The organism is Mycolicibacterium tokaiense, from assembly GCF_010725885.1.
GTDB classification, from domain to species: Bacteria; Actinomycetota; Actinomycetes; order Mycobacteriales; family Mycobacteriaceae; genus Mycobacterium; species Mycobacterium tokaiense.
The window spans coordinates 3,784,226-3,802,486 of sequence record NZ_AP022600.1; the positions used below are offsets into that span (position 1 = coordinate 3,784,226).

Below are 18,261 nucleotides of genomic sequence, written 5' to 3' on the forward strand. Positions count from 1 at the left end.
GGTCCTCCCTGGATCAGCGTTCGGTCTGGGGCGGCTCCGGTGCCGTGGTGCTGTGCACCTCGACGCCGGATTCCTGCTCAGTGTCCTCGGTGGTGGGGGAGTTGGTCGGCGTTTTGAGCACGGCGGGGCGCAGCCGCTGGGGCAGCGCGGCCAGACCGGCGGCGCACAGGGCGACCACGGCGGCGGTGGCCAGCGCGACCACCCAGACCGGGGCGGTGGAGAAGATGTTCTCGAAGAGCATGTAGAACCCGAACAGCAGGAACAACGCCGCTGCGCCGATCTGGATCAATCGCTCGGGAAGGTGCTTGCCGGCGACGGCGCCCACCACGATGGCCAGACCGTCGGCCACCACCATCCCGAGGGTGGACCCGATCCACACGCCCAGCCAGTCGTTGTCCGCGGCCAAGGTGATGGTGGCCAGCATCGTCTTGTCGCCCAGCTCGGCGAGGAAGAAGGCAGAGGTCACCACGAAGAATGCCGCCCCGGTGGCCCGTTGCGCGCGGCTCTTCTCCTCGTCGCTGAGGGAATCACCGCGCAGGGTCCACAGGCCGAAGAAGATGAACATGGCGCCGGCGAGTATGCCCAGCAGATGCGTCGGCAGCGCGGCACCGAGGTAGTGCCCGATGGCCACCGACAGTACGTGCACGAGTGTGGTCGCAGCGGTGATGGCGCCCAGCACCACATACCACTTGTAGCGCAGCGCGAAAGTCATCGCGACCAGCTGGGTCTTGTCGCCGAGTTCGGCCACGAAGATCACGGCGAAACTCAGCAGCAGAGCGGAGAGCACGGGAGTTCTCTTTCGGTCGGTGGCCGCGGGCCCGGGCGTCGAGACGCCTCCGGCCCACAACCGCAACGGTCTGTGCGCCGAAGGTCTCGTCCACCGGCTCTCACCGGCTCGGGCACCGGGCCGTGCGGCGTGCGCTGCTCGGCCAGTATGTCGATGCCCGAATTGGAGGACTACTCCCCTTCGCTGCGACCAGGTTTGCACAAAGCGTCGGGCATTGCAAATCCTTGCAGGGGTGAGAACGCTCTCACCAGTGGTTTTGGGCGGTCTTTTGTATTATTTCGGGTGCCCTCACAAATTGATTCCTATTTGCTGATGGGCAGCAGCTGCACTTCGTGGGCCTTCACGGCGAAGTACACCTGGCGGCCGGGCGCCAGATCCAGATCGGTGGCCGCGGCGACGGTGACATCGGCAGCCAGGCCCGTGCCGCCGTCGGGCTGATCCGCGCCGCGGACCCGGACGCTGCCGCCGATCAGGTCCAGTTCCGTGATGGTCACCGGCACGACATTGCGCGGGCTGCCGTGGGGATGGTCCGGATGCACCGACACCGCACTGGGGTGGAACAGCGCGACGGCTGCGCTGCCGGGTTCGACCTCGCCGACACCGACCACCTCGGCGCCCCACGCCGTCGTGAGGGTGCCCGGCGTGCGTACCACTCCGGAGATCAGGTTGACCCCGGCGATCCGGGCGGCGAACTCGCTGCGCGGTGTGGTCAGCACGTCGCGCACCGAACCGCGTTCGACGATGCGGCCACCATCGATGACGATCACCTTGTTGGCCACGCCGAGAGCATCGAGCAGATCGTGGGTGACCATCACCGCGGTCCGGCCACCGTCGCGCAGGACCGACCGCAGGACGCGGCGCACCGCCGGTGCGGCGGTCACGTCCAGGGCGGCCATCGGCTCGTCGAGCAACAGCACCTGTGGCTCGGCGGCGAGCGCGCGGGCGATTGCGACCCGTTGGGCCTGGCCCCCCGACAGCTGAGCCGGACGCCGGTCCGCCAGATCCGCGGCGTCGACGGTCTGCAGCCACTGGTGCGCCACCGAGCGCGCGTGCGCCCGGCCCAGGCCACGACAGCGCGGACCGTAGGCCACATTGGCGGCCACGCTCATGTGCGGGAACAGCAGAGCCTGTTGCGCCAGCATGGCCACCCCCCTGGCGTGCGGGCGCACGAACACGCCGGCCTCGGTGTCTGTGACCACGTCTTCACCCAGCGTGATGCGCCCGGAATCGGGCCGCAGCAGTCCGGCGATCAGGGACAGCACCGTGGATTTGCCCGCCCCGTTCGCGCCCAGGACGGCCAGCACGTCGCCGTCGTCCAGCGACAGCTCGACGTCGACGGCGCGGCTGTCCAACCGCGCCCGCATGTCCAGGCCGCTCATAGTGGACCTGCCAGTCGCCGGGAGGCGGAGGCCACCACGATCACCCCGGCCACCACGATCAGCAGCAGCGACAGTGCCAGCGCCGCATCGGGATCGGATTCGCGCTGCAGGTAGATCTCCAGCGGCAGCGTGCGCGTCACTCCCTGTAGCGAGCCCGCGAAGGTCAAGGTGGCACCGAACTCGCCGAGCGAGCGCGCGAACGCGAGCACCGCACCCGAGATCAGCCCGGGCAGCACCAGCGGCAGGGTCACCGTGCGCAAGACGGTGGTCGGCCGCGCACCCAGCATGGCGGCGATGTCCTCGTATCGACTACCGGCCGACCGCAGAGCACCTTCCAGGCTGACCACCAGGAACGGCAGTGACACGAAGGACTGGGCCAGCACCACCGCGGTGGTGGAGAACGCAATCCGCAGCCCGAAGACCTCCAGGTACTGGCCCAGCAGGCCCTGGCGGCCGAAGGTGTACAGCAGGGCAATGCCCCCGACCACCGGGGGTAGTACCAGGGGCAGGAGGACCAGTGCGCGCAGCACCGACTGCCCGGGAAAGCCGGTGCGCGCCAGCACCACCGCCATCGGAACGCCGATCACCACGCACACCACGGTGCTGGCCGACGCCGTCTGCAGACTCAACACCAGTGCGGCGCGCGAGGACTCGGATGTGATCAGCGGAATGAACTGGGGCCAGTCGATGGTGACCAGGATGGAGATCAGGGGGACGACGACGAACAGTGCACCCAGCGCTGCCGGGGCGTAGATCCACCTCGGTAACCCCACCTGTACGGGTCCGCTTCTCACGGCGCGGCAAAACCTGCCCCGGTGAGGACCGCCCGTCCCACCGGACCGGTCACCAGCGCGACGAACTGCTGTGCTGTGGCGGCATCGGCGGACTCCTCGAGAACGGCGATGGGGTAGGTGTTCACCGCGCCCCCGGATTCGGGGAACGGCACCTCCGTCACCGCGTCGCCGGCGCCCCTGGCATCGGTGACGTAGACGAGGCCCGCGTCCGCCTGACCCGAGGTGATCTTGCCGAGGACGTCAGTGACCGCCGACTCTTCGCTCACCGGGGCGAGGGTCACCCCGGTCTCCTGCTCCACCGTCTCGGTGGCCGATCCGCACGGCACCTGGGGTGCGCACACCACCACCGAGGTGCCGTCGGCGGCCAGGTCGGCGAACGACGTTATGCCCTTGGGGTTTCCGGGCGCAGTGACAATGGTCAGGGTGTTGGTGGCGAAGTTCACCGGGGCGCCGGCGATGATGCCGGCGTCCACGGCCTTGGTCATGTTGGTGGCGTCGGCGGAGGCGAACACGTCCGCGGGTGCGCCCTGCGTCAGCTGCGTCGCCAGATCGGAGGAACCGGCGAAGTTGAAGTTGACCTCGGTGCCGGGGTTGGCTTCGGTGAACTTCTCGCCCAGCTCGGTGAAGGTCTTTTTCAGCGACGCGGCGGCGAACACCGTGATGGTTCCGGAGTTCTCGGATGTCTGCGGCCTGGCCGCGGGATCCGAAGAGCCGGAACAGCCGGCCACCAGTGCGGTGGTGCCCACCACTGCGACGACGAGACGGAGGCGCTGCTTCATGACTGCCCTCCTGGGGTTTCGACCACCACGGTGGTGGCTTTCACGACGGCGACCGCGAGCTTGCCCGGGGCCAGGCCCAGACTTTCGGCCGATTCCCGGCTCATCAGCGAGACGACGGTGAAGGGTCCGCACTGCATCTGGACCTCGGCCATCACCCCGTCGGCGTTGACGCGGGTGACCAGTCCGACGAACCGGTTGCGGGCCGAACTGGCGATGCCCAGCGGGTCGGGCGGTGGCGCGGCGTGCTCGCGGGCGAACGCGGCCAGGTCTTCACCCGCGATGACCTTGCGGCCGGACTCGTCCTTGCCGGCGGCCAGGGCCCCGCTGTCGATCCAGCGACGGACGGTGTCATCGCTGACACCCAGCAGCGCGGCGGCGTCTTTGACGCGAATGGCCGTCACGGTAAACAGCCGCAGATACGGAAAATAGAGTGCATTAAGTCAGCATATGCGGAAGTTGTGTTGTCGTAGTCGCCGGCCCACTCTTGACGGCAGCCGACGCAAGGGACATATTGCAGATATGTCCCACCTGCGCGTACCGGCGGCGGAGCGGCGGGTCTCCCGCGGCGATGCCTTCGAGACCGCGCTGCAGTGGTTCCTCGACGGCAGGCGTCTCGACATGCGTGCGCTGGCAGGCCATCTCGATGTCGCGCGATCGACCCTGTATCGGTGGTTCATCAGTCGCGAAGCCCTGCTCGGTGATATCGCCTGGCGCATCATGGGCGATACCATCGCCAGGATCGAGGCATCCGAGCCGGCCGGTGCTGACCCCCGTACCCACTTCCTGCGCGTGTACGGACGCCTCACCGAGACCGTGCGGGATTACCCGCCGCTGGTGACTTTCGTGGCCGACGATCCCGACTACGCGCTTCGGGTCCTCACCTCCGGTTACGGCACCGTGCAGGGGCACCTGATCGAGTGGGTGGGCGGACAGGTGGACGCCATGCCGGGGATCCGGTCCGACGTCGCCACCGATGACCTGGCGTATGCGATCGTCCGACTGGGGGAGTCGTTCATCTGGAGCGACATGATCACCGGCAGCGCACCGCGCGCCGATGTCGCCGTCGCCATGATCGGACTGCTGCTGGCGGGCGCCAGCGAAAAAGTCACCACAACCGAGGAGAAATCATGAACAGCAATCCTTTTGACCTGCAAGGCCACGTGTCGGTGGTGACCGGGGGTGGATCCGGCATCGGTCTGGGCATGGCGGGTGGTCTGGCGGCCGCCGGCGCCTCCGTGGCCATCATCGGTCGCTCCGCCGATCGGCTGGCGCGGGCCCGGAAAGCTCTGGAGCAACATGGATCCCGCATTCTGGCGATCTCTGCGGACGTGGCCGACGAGGACGCCATGGTCGCGGCGATGCAACAGGTCAACGACGAACTGGGGGCTCTCGACTCCTGTTTCGCCAACGCCGGGGTGGGCGGCAGCATCGCCCCGCTGGTGGACACCTCGCTGGCGGATTTCCGGTCGGTCACCGCGGTGAACCTCGACGGGGTGTTCGTGACCTTGCGTGAGGCGGCCCGGCACATGATCGATCGTGGCCGCGGTGGCTCCCTGGTGGGCATCTCCAGCATGGGCGCCCGCCAGGGCATGCCGCGCCAGCCCGGGTATGCCGCCTCCAAGGCCGGCATCACCGCGATCGTCAACAGCGCTGCAGTGGAACTGGCGCGGTACGGGATTCGGGCCAACACCGTCGAACCGGGCTGGGTGTCCACCGACATGGCCGACCTGGCGCTGCAGTCGCCCGGGTTCCAGAACCGGGTGCTGCCGCGGGTTCCGTTGCGCCGGTGGGGAACCGGAGACGATTTCGCCGGTCTCGCGGTGTACCTGGCCGGACCTGCCAGTGCCTATCAGACCGGCGACGTGATCTCCATCGACGGCGGTTACGCGAGGTTCTGAGAACGCGACGAGTGGGATGATTCGGATCACTTCGGCAGTCGGGCCGGCGACAACGTCGAGGTGGTGTCGGGTGTCAGCCGGATCGGGCGTTCCTCGTTCACCTACCTGCACGAAGCCCGGGAGCCAGGCCAGGTGGTGGGCAAGGGACAGGCGACGATTGTGCTCGGAACCTCGAGCGGCCCCATGGTTCTTCCTGACCAATTGATCGACGACCTGCAGGACCTGGCGATTCCCGGTGGTGAAGGTGGTTCGGGCAGAGCGTCCGATGCACAGCGACATCGCGACCACTACCCGTGGTGGACAACCGTCCGAACACGTGTGGCGGACTTGGACTCGAATCGCCACGTCAACTTCCAGGTGCTTCTGACGTGGTACGAAGAGGCCGTGGCCGGGGTGGTGTGGGCCGCCGGAGGTGCACAGGGATCAACGCCTTCACCGGAACTGTCGACCCGTCGTCTGGGCATCGAATACGCCGGTGAGGTGACGTTTCCCGGCGACTACCAGATCGGGGTCAGAGTCAGTGCTGTACTCGACGACGCAATACAGTACGAGCTGGCCATCTTTGGCGATGATCGGTGCCTCGGAACGGCGCAGGCAGAAACCCCCCGCGGGAGCTTGAACCCAGCAGCTCTACCGGGCATCGACGTCTGAGAAGCGCTCCTTCACCGGCTACTCGGCCGGCCATGCAGTGGAGGTGTCCCGTAGTTCCGAGATGTCGGGAAGCGGCCTGCGGCAAATACTTCGGGCTTGCTGTGCACTCATCCCGAGGGTCCGCAGGACTCGCTCCGTCACCTCATCGACGGTGGCGTCCGTGTCGCGGTCCGGGCGCTCCCGAAGCAGCGTGGCCAGGCCGACGAACATCCCGCCGGCAATGGCCAGGCCGAGTTCCGGGTCGGTGATGGAGAAGCGGCCACCGTCGATCGCTGCGGTGATGTCGCGCAATGCTCTGGGCGACAGTCCGCGGTCGGACAGGATGAGTGAACCGCCATTGGCCAGCAGCAGGGCTGCTTCCCGTGGGCGGTATCGAAAGAGGCGACCACTGAGGCGGTAGTTGGCGGCGAACGCCTCGGCGGGATCGGTGATGGACCCGGTGACACCGTCCAGGACGGCGCCCATGTCGTCCAGCGCGTCGGCGACCGCAGCCGCGAACAACTCCTCCTTGGTGGAGAAGTGGTTGTAGAAGGAGCCCATGCCGACATCCGCGGCCTGGGTGATGTCCAGGATCGGGACGTTCAACTTGCCCTCGGCGATGAAGCGCTGAGCAGAGCGGATCAGCGCGTTACGCGTGCGCATCTTGCGCCGCTGCAGGCGATTGGCCGGGGCGTCGGCCGCTCCAGGGTCGCGCTCGGGCACGTCCATGCGTGCACCATACCAGCCGGCTCAGGATTGAGTTTTTCGTCAGAAAGGTTGACTGAGGATATACGCGTATGTGACGATTTCCTCACTTTAGCCCGGAAGGAGGGACATGGCCGAGAGTGGGACGCCTGTTTCCGACGGACACAAAAATCTGCACAGTGAACGCGGGGCGCTGCACGGTGAGCATCCCGGCCGCGCACGGAACCCGACGATCCGAGTGGCGGACATCGCGTGGCTGGAATTCGACAAACCCGATCTGATGCGGGCGGAGGCGTTCGCCCGCGCCTTCGGCTTCGGGGTCGCGCTGCGGGATCCGCACCAGCTCCATCTCCGCGGCACACGAGCGGGTTCGCCGTGTGTGATCCTGCGGCGCGGCCCGCACACCCGTTTCGCGGGACTCGCGCTGAGAGCCACCGACGAGATCGACGTGCTGCGCTTGGCCGACGAGACCGGGGCTCCGTTGCAGCGCCTTCCCGAAGCACTCGGAGGTGTGGGGGTGCACTTGGTCGATCCCAGCGGCACACCGGTCCGGGTGGTCGCCGGGCTGCACGAACTACCCGCTCAACTTGAGCAGCCGCCCCAGGTGCGCAACGCCGGGGCTGCTCCCGACCGGGTCAACACCACGGTCCGCCCGCCGCGGGTCCCCGCCCGCGTTCAGCGCCTGGGTCACGTCGTGCTGCAGTCCACCACCTACCTGCAGACGCTGAACTGGTACCTGGACACCTTCGGGATGATCGTCAGCGACTTCCTGTTCTTTCCCGGGCAGCGTGATCGCGGGCCCGCGATGAGCTTCATCCGCTGCGATCGCGGCACCGCCCCTGCCGACCACCACACCCTCGCGCTGGCGCTCGGGCCGGCCAATCGCTACGTCCATTCGGCGTATGAGGTCAGTGACCTCGACGCGCTGGCCGCCGGCGGCGAATTCCTGGAAGAGCGCGGCTATTTCCGGTCCTGGGGGATCGGTCGTCACATCCAGGGTAGCCAGGTGTTCGACTACTGGCGGGACCCGGACGGCTTCCTGGTGGAACACTTCGCTGACGGTGACGTGTTCGACAACACCCTCGAACCCGGCTGGGCCCCGTTCACCGCATCGGGCCTCGCGCAGTGGGGCCCCCCGGTCACCAAGGATTTCCTCGATGCCAGTCCACGTGCAGCCCGGCACCAGGCGGCGTGCATGCTCGCCGCCTTGCGGGGCGACAACGAATTCGATCTCCATCGCCTCATCGGCCTGATGAAAGTAGCCACCACATGAGCATTTCCGTTCTACGTACAACCGAGGGCTGGTGGGTGCAGACCCCGACCGGCGCCGCACAGATCACGACATCCGCCGCCAGCACCGCGGAGCTGCTGGCCGACCGGGCAGCCATCGACGCCGCCGCGGCCGGCGGCGGCACCGTGCCCGTCGCCGAGTTGAGCCTGCTGTCACCGGTCACGGCACCGTGCCGGGTGATCGCGCAGATGACCAACTTCGAATCGCACGTCAGGGATTCCGGAATGGATCCGAAGACGGTGCCGCTGACCTTCTTCCGGAAGTCCTCAGCCTCGATCAGCGGCCCCGGTGACGACATCGTGCGTCCAGCCCATGTGACACTGCTGGACTACGAAATCGAGATCGGGCTCGTCATCGGACGAGATGCCCCGGCGGGCAGCACGTTCACCGACACCAACCTTGCTGACTACATCGCCGGCTTGACCGTCACCAACGACATCTCCGCGCGCGACATCCAACTGCCGCAAACGCAGTTCTACGAGGCCAAGTCGTATCCGACGTTCACTCCGGTGGGGCCGGCACTGGTGCTCCTCGACGCCGCCGAACTGGCCCGCTTCGGCGACCTGCGTCTGCGCCTGGACGTCAACGGCGAGCAGCGCCAGAACGCGATGGTCGACGGCGACATGCTCTACCGCCCCTTGCAGGCGCTGCAGTCTCTGACGCGATTCCAGGATCTGGCGGCAGGTGACCTCATCCTCACCGGGACCCCCGCGGGTACCGCACTGACCGCGCCGGCCAAGCCCATCGAGATGATCGGCAATCTGCTGCCGCCGGCGGTCAAGTGGAAGGCCTTCTTCGGCCGGCAGGCCAAGAACCCGAAGTATTTGCAGCACGGCGACATCATCGAGGCCTCCATCGCCACCGATGACGGGAAAGTCGACCTGGGCACCCAACGACTGGCGGTGCGTCACACATGACTCCCGACCTGCTCTGGCCCACTTCCCGGTCGCCGCGGGACCTGACCACCATCGAGCAGATCCCGCTGGAACAGCGAGGCCTGCCGGCGTGTACCTATGATGTCGTGCTGCGGGCCGGACGGTTGTGGCCGGACCGCACTGCAATCACCGTCCTGGCCGACGGCACCGACTTCGAGCGATCTGCCCGCCGCACGTTCGCCGAACTCGCCGCCGACGTGACCCGGGCGGCACGAGTACTGCGGCATTTCGGCATCGGCCGACACGACGGGGTGCTGTTGATCAGCCCCAACTGCGACGAACTGATCACAGCCACGCTCGCGGCGCAGGCCGCCGGCATTGCCGTACCGATCAACGGATCGTTGTCCGGCGAGCACGTGGCCGAGTTGGCGCGGCTCTCGGGCGCCCGGGTCCTGATCACCGCGGCCCCCGAACTGGACCCAGCCGGTGTCAGACGCGCCGCGGAACTGGCCACAGCGGGTCTGATCGACACCGTGCTGCTGGTGCGCCCCACGCTGGCAGCGGGCACACCGGGGCCACTGCCAGAGCTGCCCGGCGTCACGGTGGCCTACCTGTCCGCACTGGCCGCTGAGCAGCGCACCGATCCACTCGAGGAGGGACCGGCCGAGACGGCGGACCTGGCCGCGCTCTTTCACACCGGCGGTACCACCGGCACGCCGAAGCTGGCCGCCCACACCCACGGCAACGAAGTGACCGATGCCTGGATGGTCGCCATCAGCGCTGACCTTGCCGACGACGCCGTGATCTTCGCCGCCCTACCGCTTTTCCACGTCAACGCGCTCATCGTGACCCTGCTGGCGCCACTGCTGCGCGGGCGCCCGGTGGTGTGGGCCGGCCCCCTCGGGTACCGGGACGTGGGTCTCTATAAGAACTTCTGGCGCATCGTCGAGTTCTACCGGCTGGCGGCGATGAGCGCAGTGCCCACGGTGTACGCGGTGCTCGCCCAGATCCCCGTCGATGCCGACATCTCCACAATGACCTCGGCCGTGTCGGGCGCCTCCGCGCTGCCGGACACCGTGCGACAGGATTTTCTGAAGGCCACGGGCGTGAGCCTGGTCGAGGGGTACGGACTCACCGAAGCCACCTGCGCGAGCGCCCGCAGCTTCGCTGCCGACCCCCGGCCCGGTTCGGTCGGACAACGGATGCCCTATCAACGGTTCAGGGTGGTCCAGCCGGCCGCCGACGGCACCTGGCAGGATGTCCCGGGCGGTCAGGTCGGCACGCTTCTCATCAGTGGACCGACGGTGTTCCCTGGATATGTCACCAACCGCACCGAGGCCGGCTACGTGCTCGACGGGCGCGGCGCGTTGCATGACGGTTGGCTCGACACCGGCGATCTGGCCGGCGTCGACGACGACGGGTTTGTCTACCTGGCAGGTCGGGCGAAGGACCTCATCATCCGAGGTGGCCACAACATCGACCCCGCAGTGATCGAGGAGGCGCTGCTTGCTCATCCGGATGTCACCGCAGCCGCGGCAGTGGCGCGACCCGACGTCCACTCCGGCGAGGTACCCGTCGGATTCGTGACCGTGCGACCCGGTGCCGCCGTCACCGGTCAGGATGTCACCGCTTTCGTCGGCGCGCGGATCAGCGAACGCGCTGCGGTCCCCAAGACGGTCACCATCATCGATGCGATACCCGTGACCGACGTGGGCAAGCCCTACAAGGTACCGCTGCGCGCCGCGGCCGCCGAGGAGGCGCTGACCGAGGCCCTTGCTGAGCAGCCCGGGGTGCTCACCATCCGTGGCCAGGTCGAGGCCGGCGCTCCCACCGTTGTCTTGACCCTCGACGAGGCGGCCGATCGCCAGGCCGTGGAGCGCGTGGTGAAGTCGTTCGCGGTGAACTACCAGATTCTCCAGCAATGAGCCTCACGAAAAATCACCAGCCTGAGCATGTCTCGGTTGCCATCGTCGGTGGCGGGCCCACCGGCATCACCGCTGCGACACTGCTGGCGCAGTACGGGGTCGACAGCTTGGTGCTGGACCGATGGCCGCAGGTGTACCCGCAGCCGCGGGCGGTGCACCTCGACGACGAGGTGTACCGGATTCTGGACCGCCTCGGAGTCGCACAGGGGTTTGCCGCCATCTCCCGTCCGGCGCGCGGATTGCGGCTCATCGACCGCAACATGGCGGTACTGGCCCAGTTCGATCGTGACACGGCACTGACTCGCAACGGCTTTCCGGCTGCCAGCATGTTCGACCAACCGGAACTCGAAGAGCTGCTGCGTGCCAACCTGACACGCTTTCCCCGCGCCCGCCTCCGCGGCGACACCGAGGTGCTCGATCTCGTCCTGCCGTCGGGTGCCGGGCCGTTGCGCCTGACGGTCCGTGACCGTTCGAGTGGCCGGCAGAACCAGATCACTGCAGACTTCGTACTCGGGTGCGACGGTGCCAACAGCATGGTCCGCTCAGCCATCGGTGTGACGATGCGCAGCCTGAAATTCGATCAGCGCTGGTTGGTGATCGACATTGCCACCGACGCCGATCTGGAGCAGTGGGAGGGTGTGCACCAGCTCTGCGATGGCCACCGCGCCGGCACGTACATGCGGATCGGTCCTACTCGATACCGTTGGGAATTCCGGCTTCTCGATCACGAATCGGTGGCCGACTTTGCCACCCTGGCCGACCTGCGGCCGCTGATCGCGCCATGGACACGAGATGTCGCCGACGCTGAGCTCACGGTGGTCAGGGTGACGGAATACACCTTCCGCGCCCAACTGGCCGACCGCTGGAATCGCGGCAACGTGTTTCTGCTCGGCGACGCGGCGCACCTGACCCCGCCGTTCATCGGGCAAGGGATGGGCGCCGGGCTCCGTGACGCCATGAATCTGGCCTGGAAGATCGCCGGTGTCCAGTACGGAGATCTGCCTCGCGGTGCACTCCAGAGCTACCAACGCGAACGGCGGCCGCACGCACGGCAGATGATCTCACTGGCACTCAACGTCGGTCGCGCCATGACCTCGGGCGGCCGGCTCGGTGCTGCCGCCCGCGCCCGTGTGTTGCCGCACCTGCATGCGGTGCCGGGACTGCGGGCCAAGGTCACCGACTCAGAAACTCCGCCGCTTCGATCCTCGGCCCTGCTCCGTCGCCGCCCCCACACCCGGGGCATCGTCGGCCACCTGTGTCCGAACCCGCGACTCGACGCCGGCTGTCGTCTCGACAACGTGCTCGGCGTCGGCTTCGGCGTGATCGCCACACAGGCGCTGACGCACGCGCAACAGCAGTTGGTCAGCGCGCGCGGCGCCCGCACCATCTACGCTGCCGCCGGCTCTGAGTTGGCCCGCTGGCTGGACGGCCACCACGTGCGGGCGGTGGTGGTGCGACCGGACCGCGCCGTACTGGCGGCAGGACGCGACGTCACAGCGGTGTGCCGAAACCTGCCCACGTTCCTGCCCCCCGACTCACAGAGGATCGATTCGTGTTGCGTGCGCCCGTGAATGTCCCCGTGTACCACCCCGACATCTACCGCCGTTCAGCGCTTCTCGATCCCTACCCGCACTACCGTGCATTGCGCGAGCTGGGTCCGGTGGTGTGGCTTCCTCGCCAACGCCTCTACGCCCTGCCCCGTTACGCCGACTGCAAAGCCGCCTTGCGCGATGACGGTCGGTACCTGTCCGGTCATGGGGTTGCGGCCAATCCGGTGATCAACCGGCTGTCACAGGGCACCACCCTCAGCAGTGACGGTGCTGACCACGAGCGGCGTCGTAAGCTCGTCGCGCACCGCCTGATGCCGCGCGCCCTTCGTGTTCTGAGCGACGAGGTGGACGCCCAGGCCCGGACCATCGTCGACGACGCGGTGCGCCGGGGCTCGGTCGATGGAGTGGCTGACCTGGCCACCGCGTTGGCGCTGGCGGTGGTGCCTGATCTGGTGGGGTGGCCGACGGATCAGCGCGAGCACTTGCTCGACTGGGCCGCAGCCACTTTCGACGTTCTCGGGCCGGCCAACTGGCAGGCGGTCAAGGCGGTACCGCGAAGCCTGCAGATGCTGCGCTTCGCCCGGACTGTCCTGCGTGACCGCAACGTGCTGCCCGGCAGCATGGCAGCCGAACTGCTCACCGCCGTCGATGACGGCAGCGTGGCCGCCACTGAGGTTGCGCCGTTGCTCATCGATTACATCGCCCCGTCGCTGGACACCACGATCAGCGCCATCTCCAGCGCCATCTACCTTTTTGCCACCCATCCTGACCAATGGCAGCTTCTGAAAGCGCAGCCGGAGCTTGTACCCAATGCGATCAACGAGGTGGTGCGCTTCGAGTCGCCTCTGCGTGCCTTCACCCGAAAAGCCCTGCAGGAACACACGATCAACGGGCAGGCCATCCCGGCGGGTGCTCGTGTGCTGGTGCTGTACGCCTCGGCGAACCGCGACGAGCGCGAATGGAGCCACCCCGACATCTTCGACATCCGCAACGACGCCGGACGTCACGTCGGATTCGGCAACGGCGCCCACGCCTGCGCCGGCCAGGGGTTGGCACGGCTGGAAGCCGGCGCCATGCTCACGGCCCTGCTCCACCGTGTGGAGCGGATCGAGATCACGGCCGAGCCGACCTGGGTCGTGAACAACATCATCCACCGCCACGAACGTCTTCCCGTTCGGCTCGTTGCGGCGTGACAGCCCGGGTGGGGCGCCCCGAACCCCACCCGGCTGACCCGCACCTGTACGGGTCTACAACCCTGCGCGGAATGCCTTGGCAGCGCTCATCAGTTCTTCGACCCGCGACTTCTCGGCCGGGTTCTCGAACACCCCACCCTCCTTGAAGTAGGTGCCCACCACTGCGCCGTCGGCGATACCGAGCTGCAGGGCCACATTCTCCGCCCGCACACCGGTGTTCACGAACACCGGCACCGCGCCCGCTGCGTCCTTGACCACCTGCAATGCCTCCAGATCGGTGGGGGATCCGGCCGTGGCACCCGAGACGCAGATCGCGTCGGGCAAGGTGGCGAACACCGTGGTCCTGGTGATGGATGCGAGGTCGCGTTCGGCCAGGTACTTCGCCGACTCCGGCACGATGTTGAACAGCAGCTTGACGTCACTTCCCCCGACGCGGGTGCGGTGGCGGGCCACCTCTCCGACGTTCGTGTTCCACAGGCCGAAATCGCTGGCGTAGACGCCGGTGAAGATCTCCCGCACGAACCGGGCCCCGGTGGCCACTGCCAGGTCGATCGAGGCGCGCCCGTCCCACAACACGTTGACGCCGTAGGGTACCGAGATCTCCGGCAGTAGTTCACCGATGATGCGGGCCATGGTGATCGCGGTGATCGGCTCGGTCTTGGTCAGGTACGGCAGGCTGAACTCGTTGCTGACCATGATGCCGTCGACGCCGCCGCTCTGCAGTGCGTCCAGTTCGGTGCGGGCGCGGTCGACGACGGCCGCGATGCCGCGTGTGCTGTCGTAGCCGGGGTCTCCCGGCAAGGCGCTCAGGTGGAGCATGGCGATGACGGGTTTCTTGACTCCGAACACCTCGTCGAGCCAGGTGGTGGTCACAGGGTGCCTTTCTCTAACTGTTGAACTGCAAATGAGGTCGGGTTGCGATCAGTCCATGTAAGCGCCGCCGTTGACGGCCAGGGCTTCTCCGGTGATGAAACGGGCGTCCTCGGACAGCAGGAATGCCACCGCGCGGGCCACGTCCTCGGGTTGTTCGAGCCGGCCCAGCGGGGTGTCGTCGAGCATCATGGTGCGCACGCCATCGGTGGTGGTCCCGCGCAGCTTCGCTTCCCACTCCAGTTCCCTTGACTGCATCGGGGTTTCGACGTATCCGGGGCACACGCAGTTGACGGTGATGCGGTGCTCGCCGAGCTCGTAGGCCATCGCCTGGGTGAGGCCGACAACGCCGAACTTGGAGGCGACGTAATCGGAGAGGAACGGCACCCGGCCCTGCTTGCCGGCCATGGACGCGGTGTTGACGATCGCGCCGGCAACTCGGTTGCGCACCATTTCCCGGGCGGCAGCCTGCCCGCAGACGAAAACACCCTTGAGGTTGACGTCCATGGTCTGCTGGTACCGCTCGATGGGGGCGTCGAGGAACCGGTGCATGAACGAGATGCCGGCATTGCTCACCCAGGCGTCGAGGCCCAAGCGGCCGGCAACGTCGGCGGCCACGGCGGCGGCGCCCTCGGGTGAGGTGACATCGAGCTGTGCGGACTCGTGACCGGCGTCGGAGTTGGCCAGCGACGCCGCGACCTCGCGGGCCGCGTCACCGTCGAGGTCGGTGACGACAACGCGCCAATTCCGTTGTGCCAGTGTGACTGCAATGGCACGGCCGATACCCGAGCCTGCGCCGGTGACTACAACTGTGGGGGTCATCAGATGCTGGATTCCTATCTTGTGGTGTCAGCCAGCGAGCCGCTGGCCGGAGTGGGCGTCGAAGAGGTGGGCGGCGCCGGGGCGGGCCGCCAGGTCAACCGGGCTGCCCTCGGAGATGCCCGACAGCCGGGACGCCTCCACGACGCTGGTCACGGTGGTGCCGGCACCGTCGATGGTGACGATGGCGCGGGGTCCGAGGTCCTCGATCAACGTCACCCGGGCGGCGGCGCCGTCATTGCTGGTCGGGATCAGGTCGTCGGGCCGGATGCCGAGGGTGACCGCACCGGACTGCTCAGGCAGCAGACCCAACCGGTGTGCGACGTCCCCGTCGATCAGGTTCATCTTGGGGCTGCCGACGAAGGCGGCGACGAAGGTGTCGGCCGGGCGGGCATACACCTCCTGCGGAGTTCCTTGCTGGGCGATTCGGCCGTCGCGCATCACGACCATGCGGTCCGAGAGCGTCATCGCCTCCTCCTGATCGTGGGTGACGTACACGGAGGTGATGCCCAGCCGCCGCTGGATCTGCAACAGCTCGGTTCTGGTCTCCACCCGCAGCTTGGCATCCAGGTTCGACAACGGTTCGTCGAACAGGAACACCGAGGGCTCGCGGATGATGGCCCGGCCGATCGCAACCCGCTGCTGCTGACCACCGCTGAGGTCTTTGGGCTTGCGGGCCATCAGTTTGCCCAGGCCGAGCGACTCGCCGATCTCGGTGGCGCGGGACAACGCCTGGGCGCGTGGGGTCTTGGTGGCCCGCAGCGGAAAGGCGATGTTCTCCTGCACGCTCAGGTGTGGATACAACGCGTAGTTCTGGAACACCATGGCAATGTCGCGGTCCCGGGGTTGCAGATGCGTGACATCGCGCTCGCCGATGCTGATGGTGCCGGAGGTGACGGACTCCAGTCCCGCCAGCATCCGCAAGGACGTGGATTTGCCGCAGCCGGACGGGCCGACCAGCACGGTGAACGACCCGTCGGGCAGCTCCAGGTCGAGATCACTGACCACAGAGGTGGTTCCGTACGACTTGCTGACGCCGGAGAAACGAACGGTAGCCATTGAACCTGAAAGTCCTATCTGAGCCTAGAATTTCACCGCGCCGCCGCTGATGCCCTGCACCAGCTTGCGTTGGATGAAGAAGCTCGCGATGACGACGGGAACCACCGCGATGAGGATCGCCGCGCTCATCGAGCCGATCTGCACCCCGCGGAATGTGTTGAACCCGGCAATGGCCACCGGCAGGATGGCCGACTGGCCGGGAGCCAGGATGAGTCCGTAGAACAGGTCGTTCCAGGACAGGGTGAAGCCGAAGATCGCCGAGGCGCCTATCCCGGGTAGCACCTGCGGCAGGACCACCAGCCGGAACGCGGCGAATCGCGTGAAGCCGTCGACCTGTGCCTGTTCCTCCAGAGACCGGGGGACCGCCTCGAAGAAACCGATGAGGAACCAGGTGACCACGGGCAGAACAAAACTCAGGTGCGCAAAGATGACCGGCACCAACGTGTCGGTCAGTCGCAACGCGTAGGCCATGGTGAGGAACGGGAACACCAGGACCGCGGGTGGGAGTACCTGGGCGGCCAGCATGCCGAACCGGGTCAAGGTGCCGCCTGCGCGGTACCGGGCGATGGCGTAGGCACCCATGCTGCCGACCACCACGCTGATCCCGACGGTCACCAGCGCCACCACGGCGCTGCGACCGGCGGCGCCCAGAATGCCCGAGGCCAGGACGTTCTGCCAGCTGGCGAAGTCCGGGCTGAAGGCGAACAGGAAAGGGTCGTTGAGCTGCTGCGGTGTTTTCAGGCTGGCCAGCGCGATCCACACGATGGGGAACAGCACCGAGATGCCGGCGGCCCACAGCAGTGTCACCCGCAGTACGGTGAATACGGTCGAGCGGGTCATCGTGTTTTGGCCCTTTCCATCCGGCGGAACGCGACCACGATGACCGCCAGCACCACGATCAGCACGACAAAGGCCATCGACGATGCGGATCCGAGTCGGAAGAACTGGATGCCGGTCTGGTAGATGAAGTACTGCAGGGTCTCGGTCTCGGTTCCGGGACCGCCGCGGGTGGTGGCGAAGACGTACTCGAACGTCTTCATCGCGTCCAGGCTGCGCAGCAGGATCGCCACCACGAGCACCGGGGCCAGCAGCGGCAGGGTCACCCGCCGCAACACATAGAAGCCGCCTGCACCGTCCACCCGGGCAGCGTCGAGCGGTTCTTTGGGAATCGACTCCAGGCCGGCGAGCAGCAGCAGCACCATGAAAGGCGTCCACTGCCACACGTCGATGAGGGCCAGGGTGAACAGCGCCCGGTCGGGACCGAAGAAGTCGTAATCCACTCCGATGGCCTGCAACATCGTCGGGATGGCGCCGAGCTGATCGTTGAGCAGGAACCGGAAGGTCAGCCCCACCGCAATCGGGGTGATGAACATGGGCGCCAGCAGCATGGAACGGGTGAGATCCCTGGCCCACTTCTGCTTCTGGAGTGACAACGCCAGCGCCAGACCGATGACGAGTTCGAGGCCGACGGCCACCACCACGTAGAGCGCGGTGGTGCCGAAGGCATTCCAGAATCCGCTGTCGCCGAAGGTCGCCACGAAGTTGTCGGCGCCGACGATGGCCGGGGCACCCCGGTCGGTGAGCTTGTAGTCGGTGACGCTGAGGTAGGCGGCGTAACCGAGGGGGAAACCGACCACCCCGACGAAAAGGGCAATGAGGGGTGCGACCATGCCGTGCTGGAACTTCAGAGGGGTTGTCACGGTAGGC

At 67.2% G+C, this 18,261-nt stretch carries 19 protein-coding genes; 8 read left to right on the plus strand and 11 right to left on the minus strand.

Going from position 1 to position 18,261, the window contains the following annotated elements:
• Positions 1-13: 13 nt before the first annotated feature.
• From G6N58_RS18395 to G6N58_RS18415, 5 genes are all read right to left on the minus strand, one after another.
• Entirely contained in the window at positions 14-787 is a 774-nt protein-coding gene (locus G6N58_RS18395; RefSeq protein ID WP_115277747.1) for a TMEM165/GDT1 family protein, read from the minus strand.
• 302 nt (positions 788-1,089) lie between these two features.
• Positions 1,090-2,166: a sulfate/molybdate ABC transporter ATP-binding protein gene (locus G6N58_RS18400; RefSeq protein ID WP_115277746.1), complete on the minus strand. Its 1,077-nt coding sequence runs from the start codon at positions 2,164-2,166 to the stop codon at positions 1,090-1,092.
• Positions 2,163-2,939 (minus strand): ABC transporter permease, encoded by a 777-nt coding sequence (locus G6N58_RS18405; RefSeq protein WP_232067924.1) that lies wholly within the window; start codon positions 2,937-2,939, stop codon positions 2,163-2,165. Before G6N58_RS18405 ends, G6N58_RS18400 begins: the two co-directional genes overlap by 4 nt.
• A 17-nt stretch (positions 2,940-2,956) precedes the next feature.
• Positions 2,957-3,739, minus strand: a complete 783-nt coding sequence (gene modA / locus G6N58_RS18410; protein WP_115277744.1) for a molybdate ABC transporter substrate-binding protein — start codon at positions 3,737-3,739, stop codon at positions 2,957-2,959.
• Positions 3,736-4,140: a TOBE domain-containing protein gene (locus tag G6N58_RS18415; RefSeq protein WP_068916007.1), complete on the minus strand. Its 405-nt coding sequence runs from the start codon at positions 4,138-4,140 to the stop codon at positions 3,736-3,738. The genes modA and G6N58_RS18415 overlap by 4 nt, the downstream gene beginning before the upstream one ends.
• A gap of 118 nt (positions 4,141-4,258) precedes the next feature.
• Here G6N58_RS18415 and G6N58_RS18420 point away from each other — a divergent pair, with 118 nt between their 5' ends.
• From G6N58_RS18420 to G6N58_RS18430, 3 genes are read left to right on the plus strand one after another with little or no spacing between them, the layout of a single operon-like run.
• Complete coding sequence (locus tag G6N58_RS18420; protein WP_115277743.1) at positions 4,259-4,870, plus strand: TetR/AcrR family transcriptional regulator; 612 nt, start codon at positions 4,259-4,261, stop codon at positions 4,868-4,870.
• A complete protein-coding gene (locus tag G6N58_RS18425; RefSeq protein ID WP_115277742.1) occupies positions 4,867-5,637 on the plus strand; it encodes an SDR family NAD(P)-dependent oxidoreductase in 771 nt (256 codons plus the stop codon). Before G6N58_RS18420 ends, G6N58_RS18425 begins: the two co-directional genes overlap by 4 nt.
• Before the next feature lie 60 nt (positions 5,638-5,697).
• Entirely contained in the window at positions 5,698-6,288 is a 591-nt protein-coding gene (locus G6N58_RS18430; RefSeq protein WP_115277741.1) for an acyl-CoA thioesterase, read from the plus strand.
• An 18-nt stretch (positions 6,289-6,306) separates the two neighbouring features.
• On the opposite strand, the gene G6N58_RS18435 is transcribed toward G6N58_RS18430, so the two are convergent.
• A complete protein-coding gene (locus tag G6N58_RS18435; RefSeq protein ID WP_115277740.1) occupies positions 6,307-6,996 on the minus strand; it encodes a TetR/AcrR family transcriptional regulator in 690 nt (229 codons plus the stop codon).
• Positions 6,997-7,102: 106 nt separating this feature from the next.
• On the opposite strand from G6N58_RS18435, the gene G6N58_RS18440 reads away from it, so the two are divergent.
• From G6N58_RS18440 to G6N58_RS18460, 5 genes are read left to right on the plus strand one after another with little or no spacing between them, the layout of a single operon-like run.
• Positions 7,103-8,245 carry a VOC family protein gene (locus G6N58_RS18440; protein WP_115277739.1) on the plus strand — a complete coding sequence of 381 codons (1,143 nt, stop codon included), beginning with the start codon at positions 7,103-7,105 and terminating at the stop codon, positions 8,243-8,245.
• A complete protein-coding gene (locus G6N58_RS18445) occupies positions 8,242-9,180 on the plus strand; it encodes a fumarylacetoacetate hydrolase family protein (protein ID WP_115277738.1) in 939 nt (312 codons plus the stop codon). Before G6N58_RS18440 ends, G6N58_RS18445 begins: the two co-directional genes overlap by 4 nt.
• Positions 9,177-11,063 carry an acyl-CoA synthetase gene (locus G6N58_RS18450; RefSeq protein ID WP_115277737.1) on the plus strand — a complete coding sequence of 629 codons (1,887 nt, stop codon included), beginning with the start codon at positions 9,177-9,179 and terminating at the stop codon, positions 11,061-11,063. Before G6N58_RS18445 ends, G6N58_RS18450 begins: the two co-directional genes overlap by 4 nt.
• Positions 11,060-12,634 (plus strand): bifunctional 3-(3-hydroxy-phenyl)propionate/3-hydroxycinnamic acid hydroxylase MhpA, encoded by a 1,575-nt coding sequence (gene mhpA / locus G6N58_RS18455; protein WP_115277736.1) that lies wholly within the window; start codon positions 11,060-11,062, stop codon positions 12,632-12,634. The genes G6N58_RS18450 and mhpA overlap by 4 nt, the downstream gene beginning before the upstream one ends.
• Positions 12,631-13,806, plus strand: a complete 1,176-nt coding sequence (locus tag G6N58_RS18460; protein WP_232067925.1) for a cytochrome P450 — start codon at positions 12,631-12,633, stop codon at positions 13,804-13,806. The genes mhpA and G6N58_RS18460 overlap by 4 nt, the downstream gene beginning before the upstream one ends.
• Positions 13,807-13,860: 54 nt before the next feature.
• On the opposite strand, the gene G6N58_RS18465 is transcribed toward G6N58_RS18460, so the two are convergent.
• The 5 genes from G6N58_RS18465 to G6N58_RS18485 are packed head-to-tail and all read right to left on the minus strand — an operon-like array spanning position 13,861 to position 18,242.
• A complete protein-coding gene (locus G6N58_RS18465) occupies positions 13,861-14,679 on the minus strand; it encodes a BtpA/SgcQ family protein (RefSeq protein WP_083230629.1) in 819 nt (272 codons plus the stop codon).
• A 48-nt stretch (positions 14,680-14,727) separates the two neighbouring features.
• Positions 14,728-15,498 carry an SDR family NAD(P)-dependent oxidoreductase gene (locus G6N58_RS18470; RefSeq protein ID WP_115277735.1) on the minus strand — a complete coding sequence of 257 codons (771 nt, stop codon included), beginning with the start codon at positions 15,496-15,498 and terminating at the stop codon, positions 14,728-14,730.
• A 27-nt stretch (positions 15,499-15,525) separates the two neighbouring features.
• Complete coding sequence (locus G6N58_RS18475) at positions 15,526-16,554, minus strand: ABC transporter ATP-binding protein (RefSeq protein WP_115277734.1); 1,029 nt, start codon at positions 16,552-16,554, stop codon at positions 15,526-15,528.
• A 24-nt stretch (positions 16,555-16,578) separates the two neighbouring features.
• Positions 16,579-17,394, minus strand: coding sequence for a carbohydrate ABC transporter permease (locus G6N58_RS18480; RefSeq protein WP_115277733.1), 816 nt, complete (start codon positions 17,392-17,394; stop codon positions 16,579-16,581).
• Positions 17,391-18,242: a carbohydrate ABC transporter permease gene (locus G6N58_RS18485; RefSeq protein WP_115281425.1), complete on the minus strand. Its 852-nt coding sequence runs from the start codon at positions 18,240-18,242 to the stop codon at positions 17,391-17,393. The genes G6N58_RS18480 and G6N58_RS18485 overlap by 4 nt, the downstream gene beginning before the upstream one ends.
• Positions 18,243-18,261: the final 19 nt, after the last annotated feature.

Excerpts from the sequence above, each read along its gene's own strand:
- G6N58_RS18400 (WP_115277746.1), bottom strand. The coding sequence starts at position 2,166 with ATGAGCGGCCTGGACATGCGGGCGCGGTTGGACAGCCGCGCCGTCGAC.
- modA (WP_115277744.1), bottom strand. The coding sequence starts at position 3,739 with ATGAAGCAGCGCCTCCGTCTCGTCGTCGCAGTGGTGGGCACCACCGCA.
- G6N58_RS18420 (WP_115277743.1), top strand. The coding sequence starts at position 4,259 with ATGTCCCACCTGCGCGTACCGGCGGCGGAGCGGCGGGTCTCCCGCGGC.
- G6N58_RS18425 (WP_115277742.1), top strand. The coding sequence starts at position 4,867 with ATGAACAGCAATCCTTTTGACCTGCAAGGCCACGTGTCGGTGGTGACC.
- G6N58_RS18435 (WP_115277740.1), bottom strand. The coding sequence starts at position 6,996 with ATGGACGTGCCCGAGCGCGACCCTGGAGCGGCCGACGCCCCGGCCAAT.
- G6N58_RS18440 (WP_115277739.1), top strand. The coding sequence starts at position 7,103 with ATGGCCGAGAGTGGGACGCCTGTTTCCGACGGACACAAAAATCTGCAC.
- G6N58_RS18445 (WP_115277738.1), top strand. The coding sequence starts at position 8,242 with ATGAGCATTTCCGTTCTACGTACAACCGAGGGCTGGTGGGTGCAGACC.
- G6N58_RS18450 (WP_115277737.1), top strand. The coding sequence starts at position 9,177 with ATGACTCCCGACCTGCTCTGGCCCACTTCCCGGTCGCCGCGGGACCTG.
- mhpA (WP_115277736.1), top strand. The coding sequence starts at position 11,060 with ATGAGCCTCACGAAAAATCACCAGCCTGAGCATGTCTCGGTTGCCATC.
- G6N58_RS18470 (WP_115277735.1), bottom strand. The coding sequence starts at position 15,498 with ATGACCCCCACAGTTGTAGTCACCGGCGCAGGCTCGGGTATCGGCCGT.
- G6N58_RS18475 (WP_115277734.1), bottom strand. The coding sequence starts at position 16,554 with ATGGCTACCGTTCGTTTCTCCGGCGTCAGCAAGTCGTACGGAACCACC.
- G6N58_RS18480 (WP_115277733.1), bottom strand. The coding sequence starts at position 17,394 with ATGACCCGCTCGACCGTATTCACCGTACTGCGGGTGACACTGCTGTGG.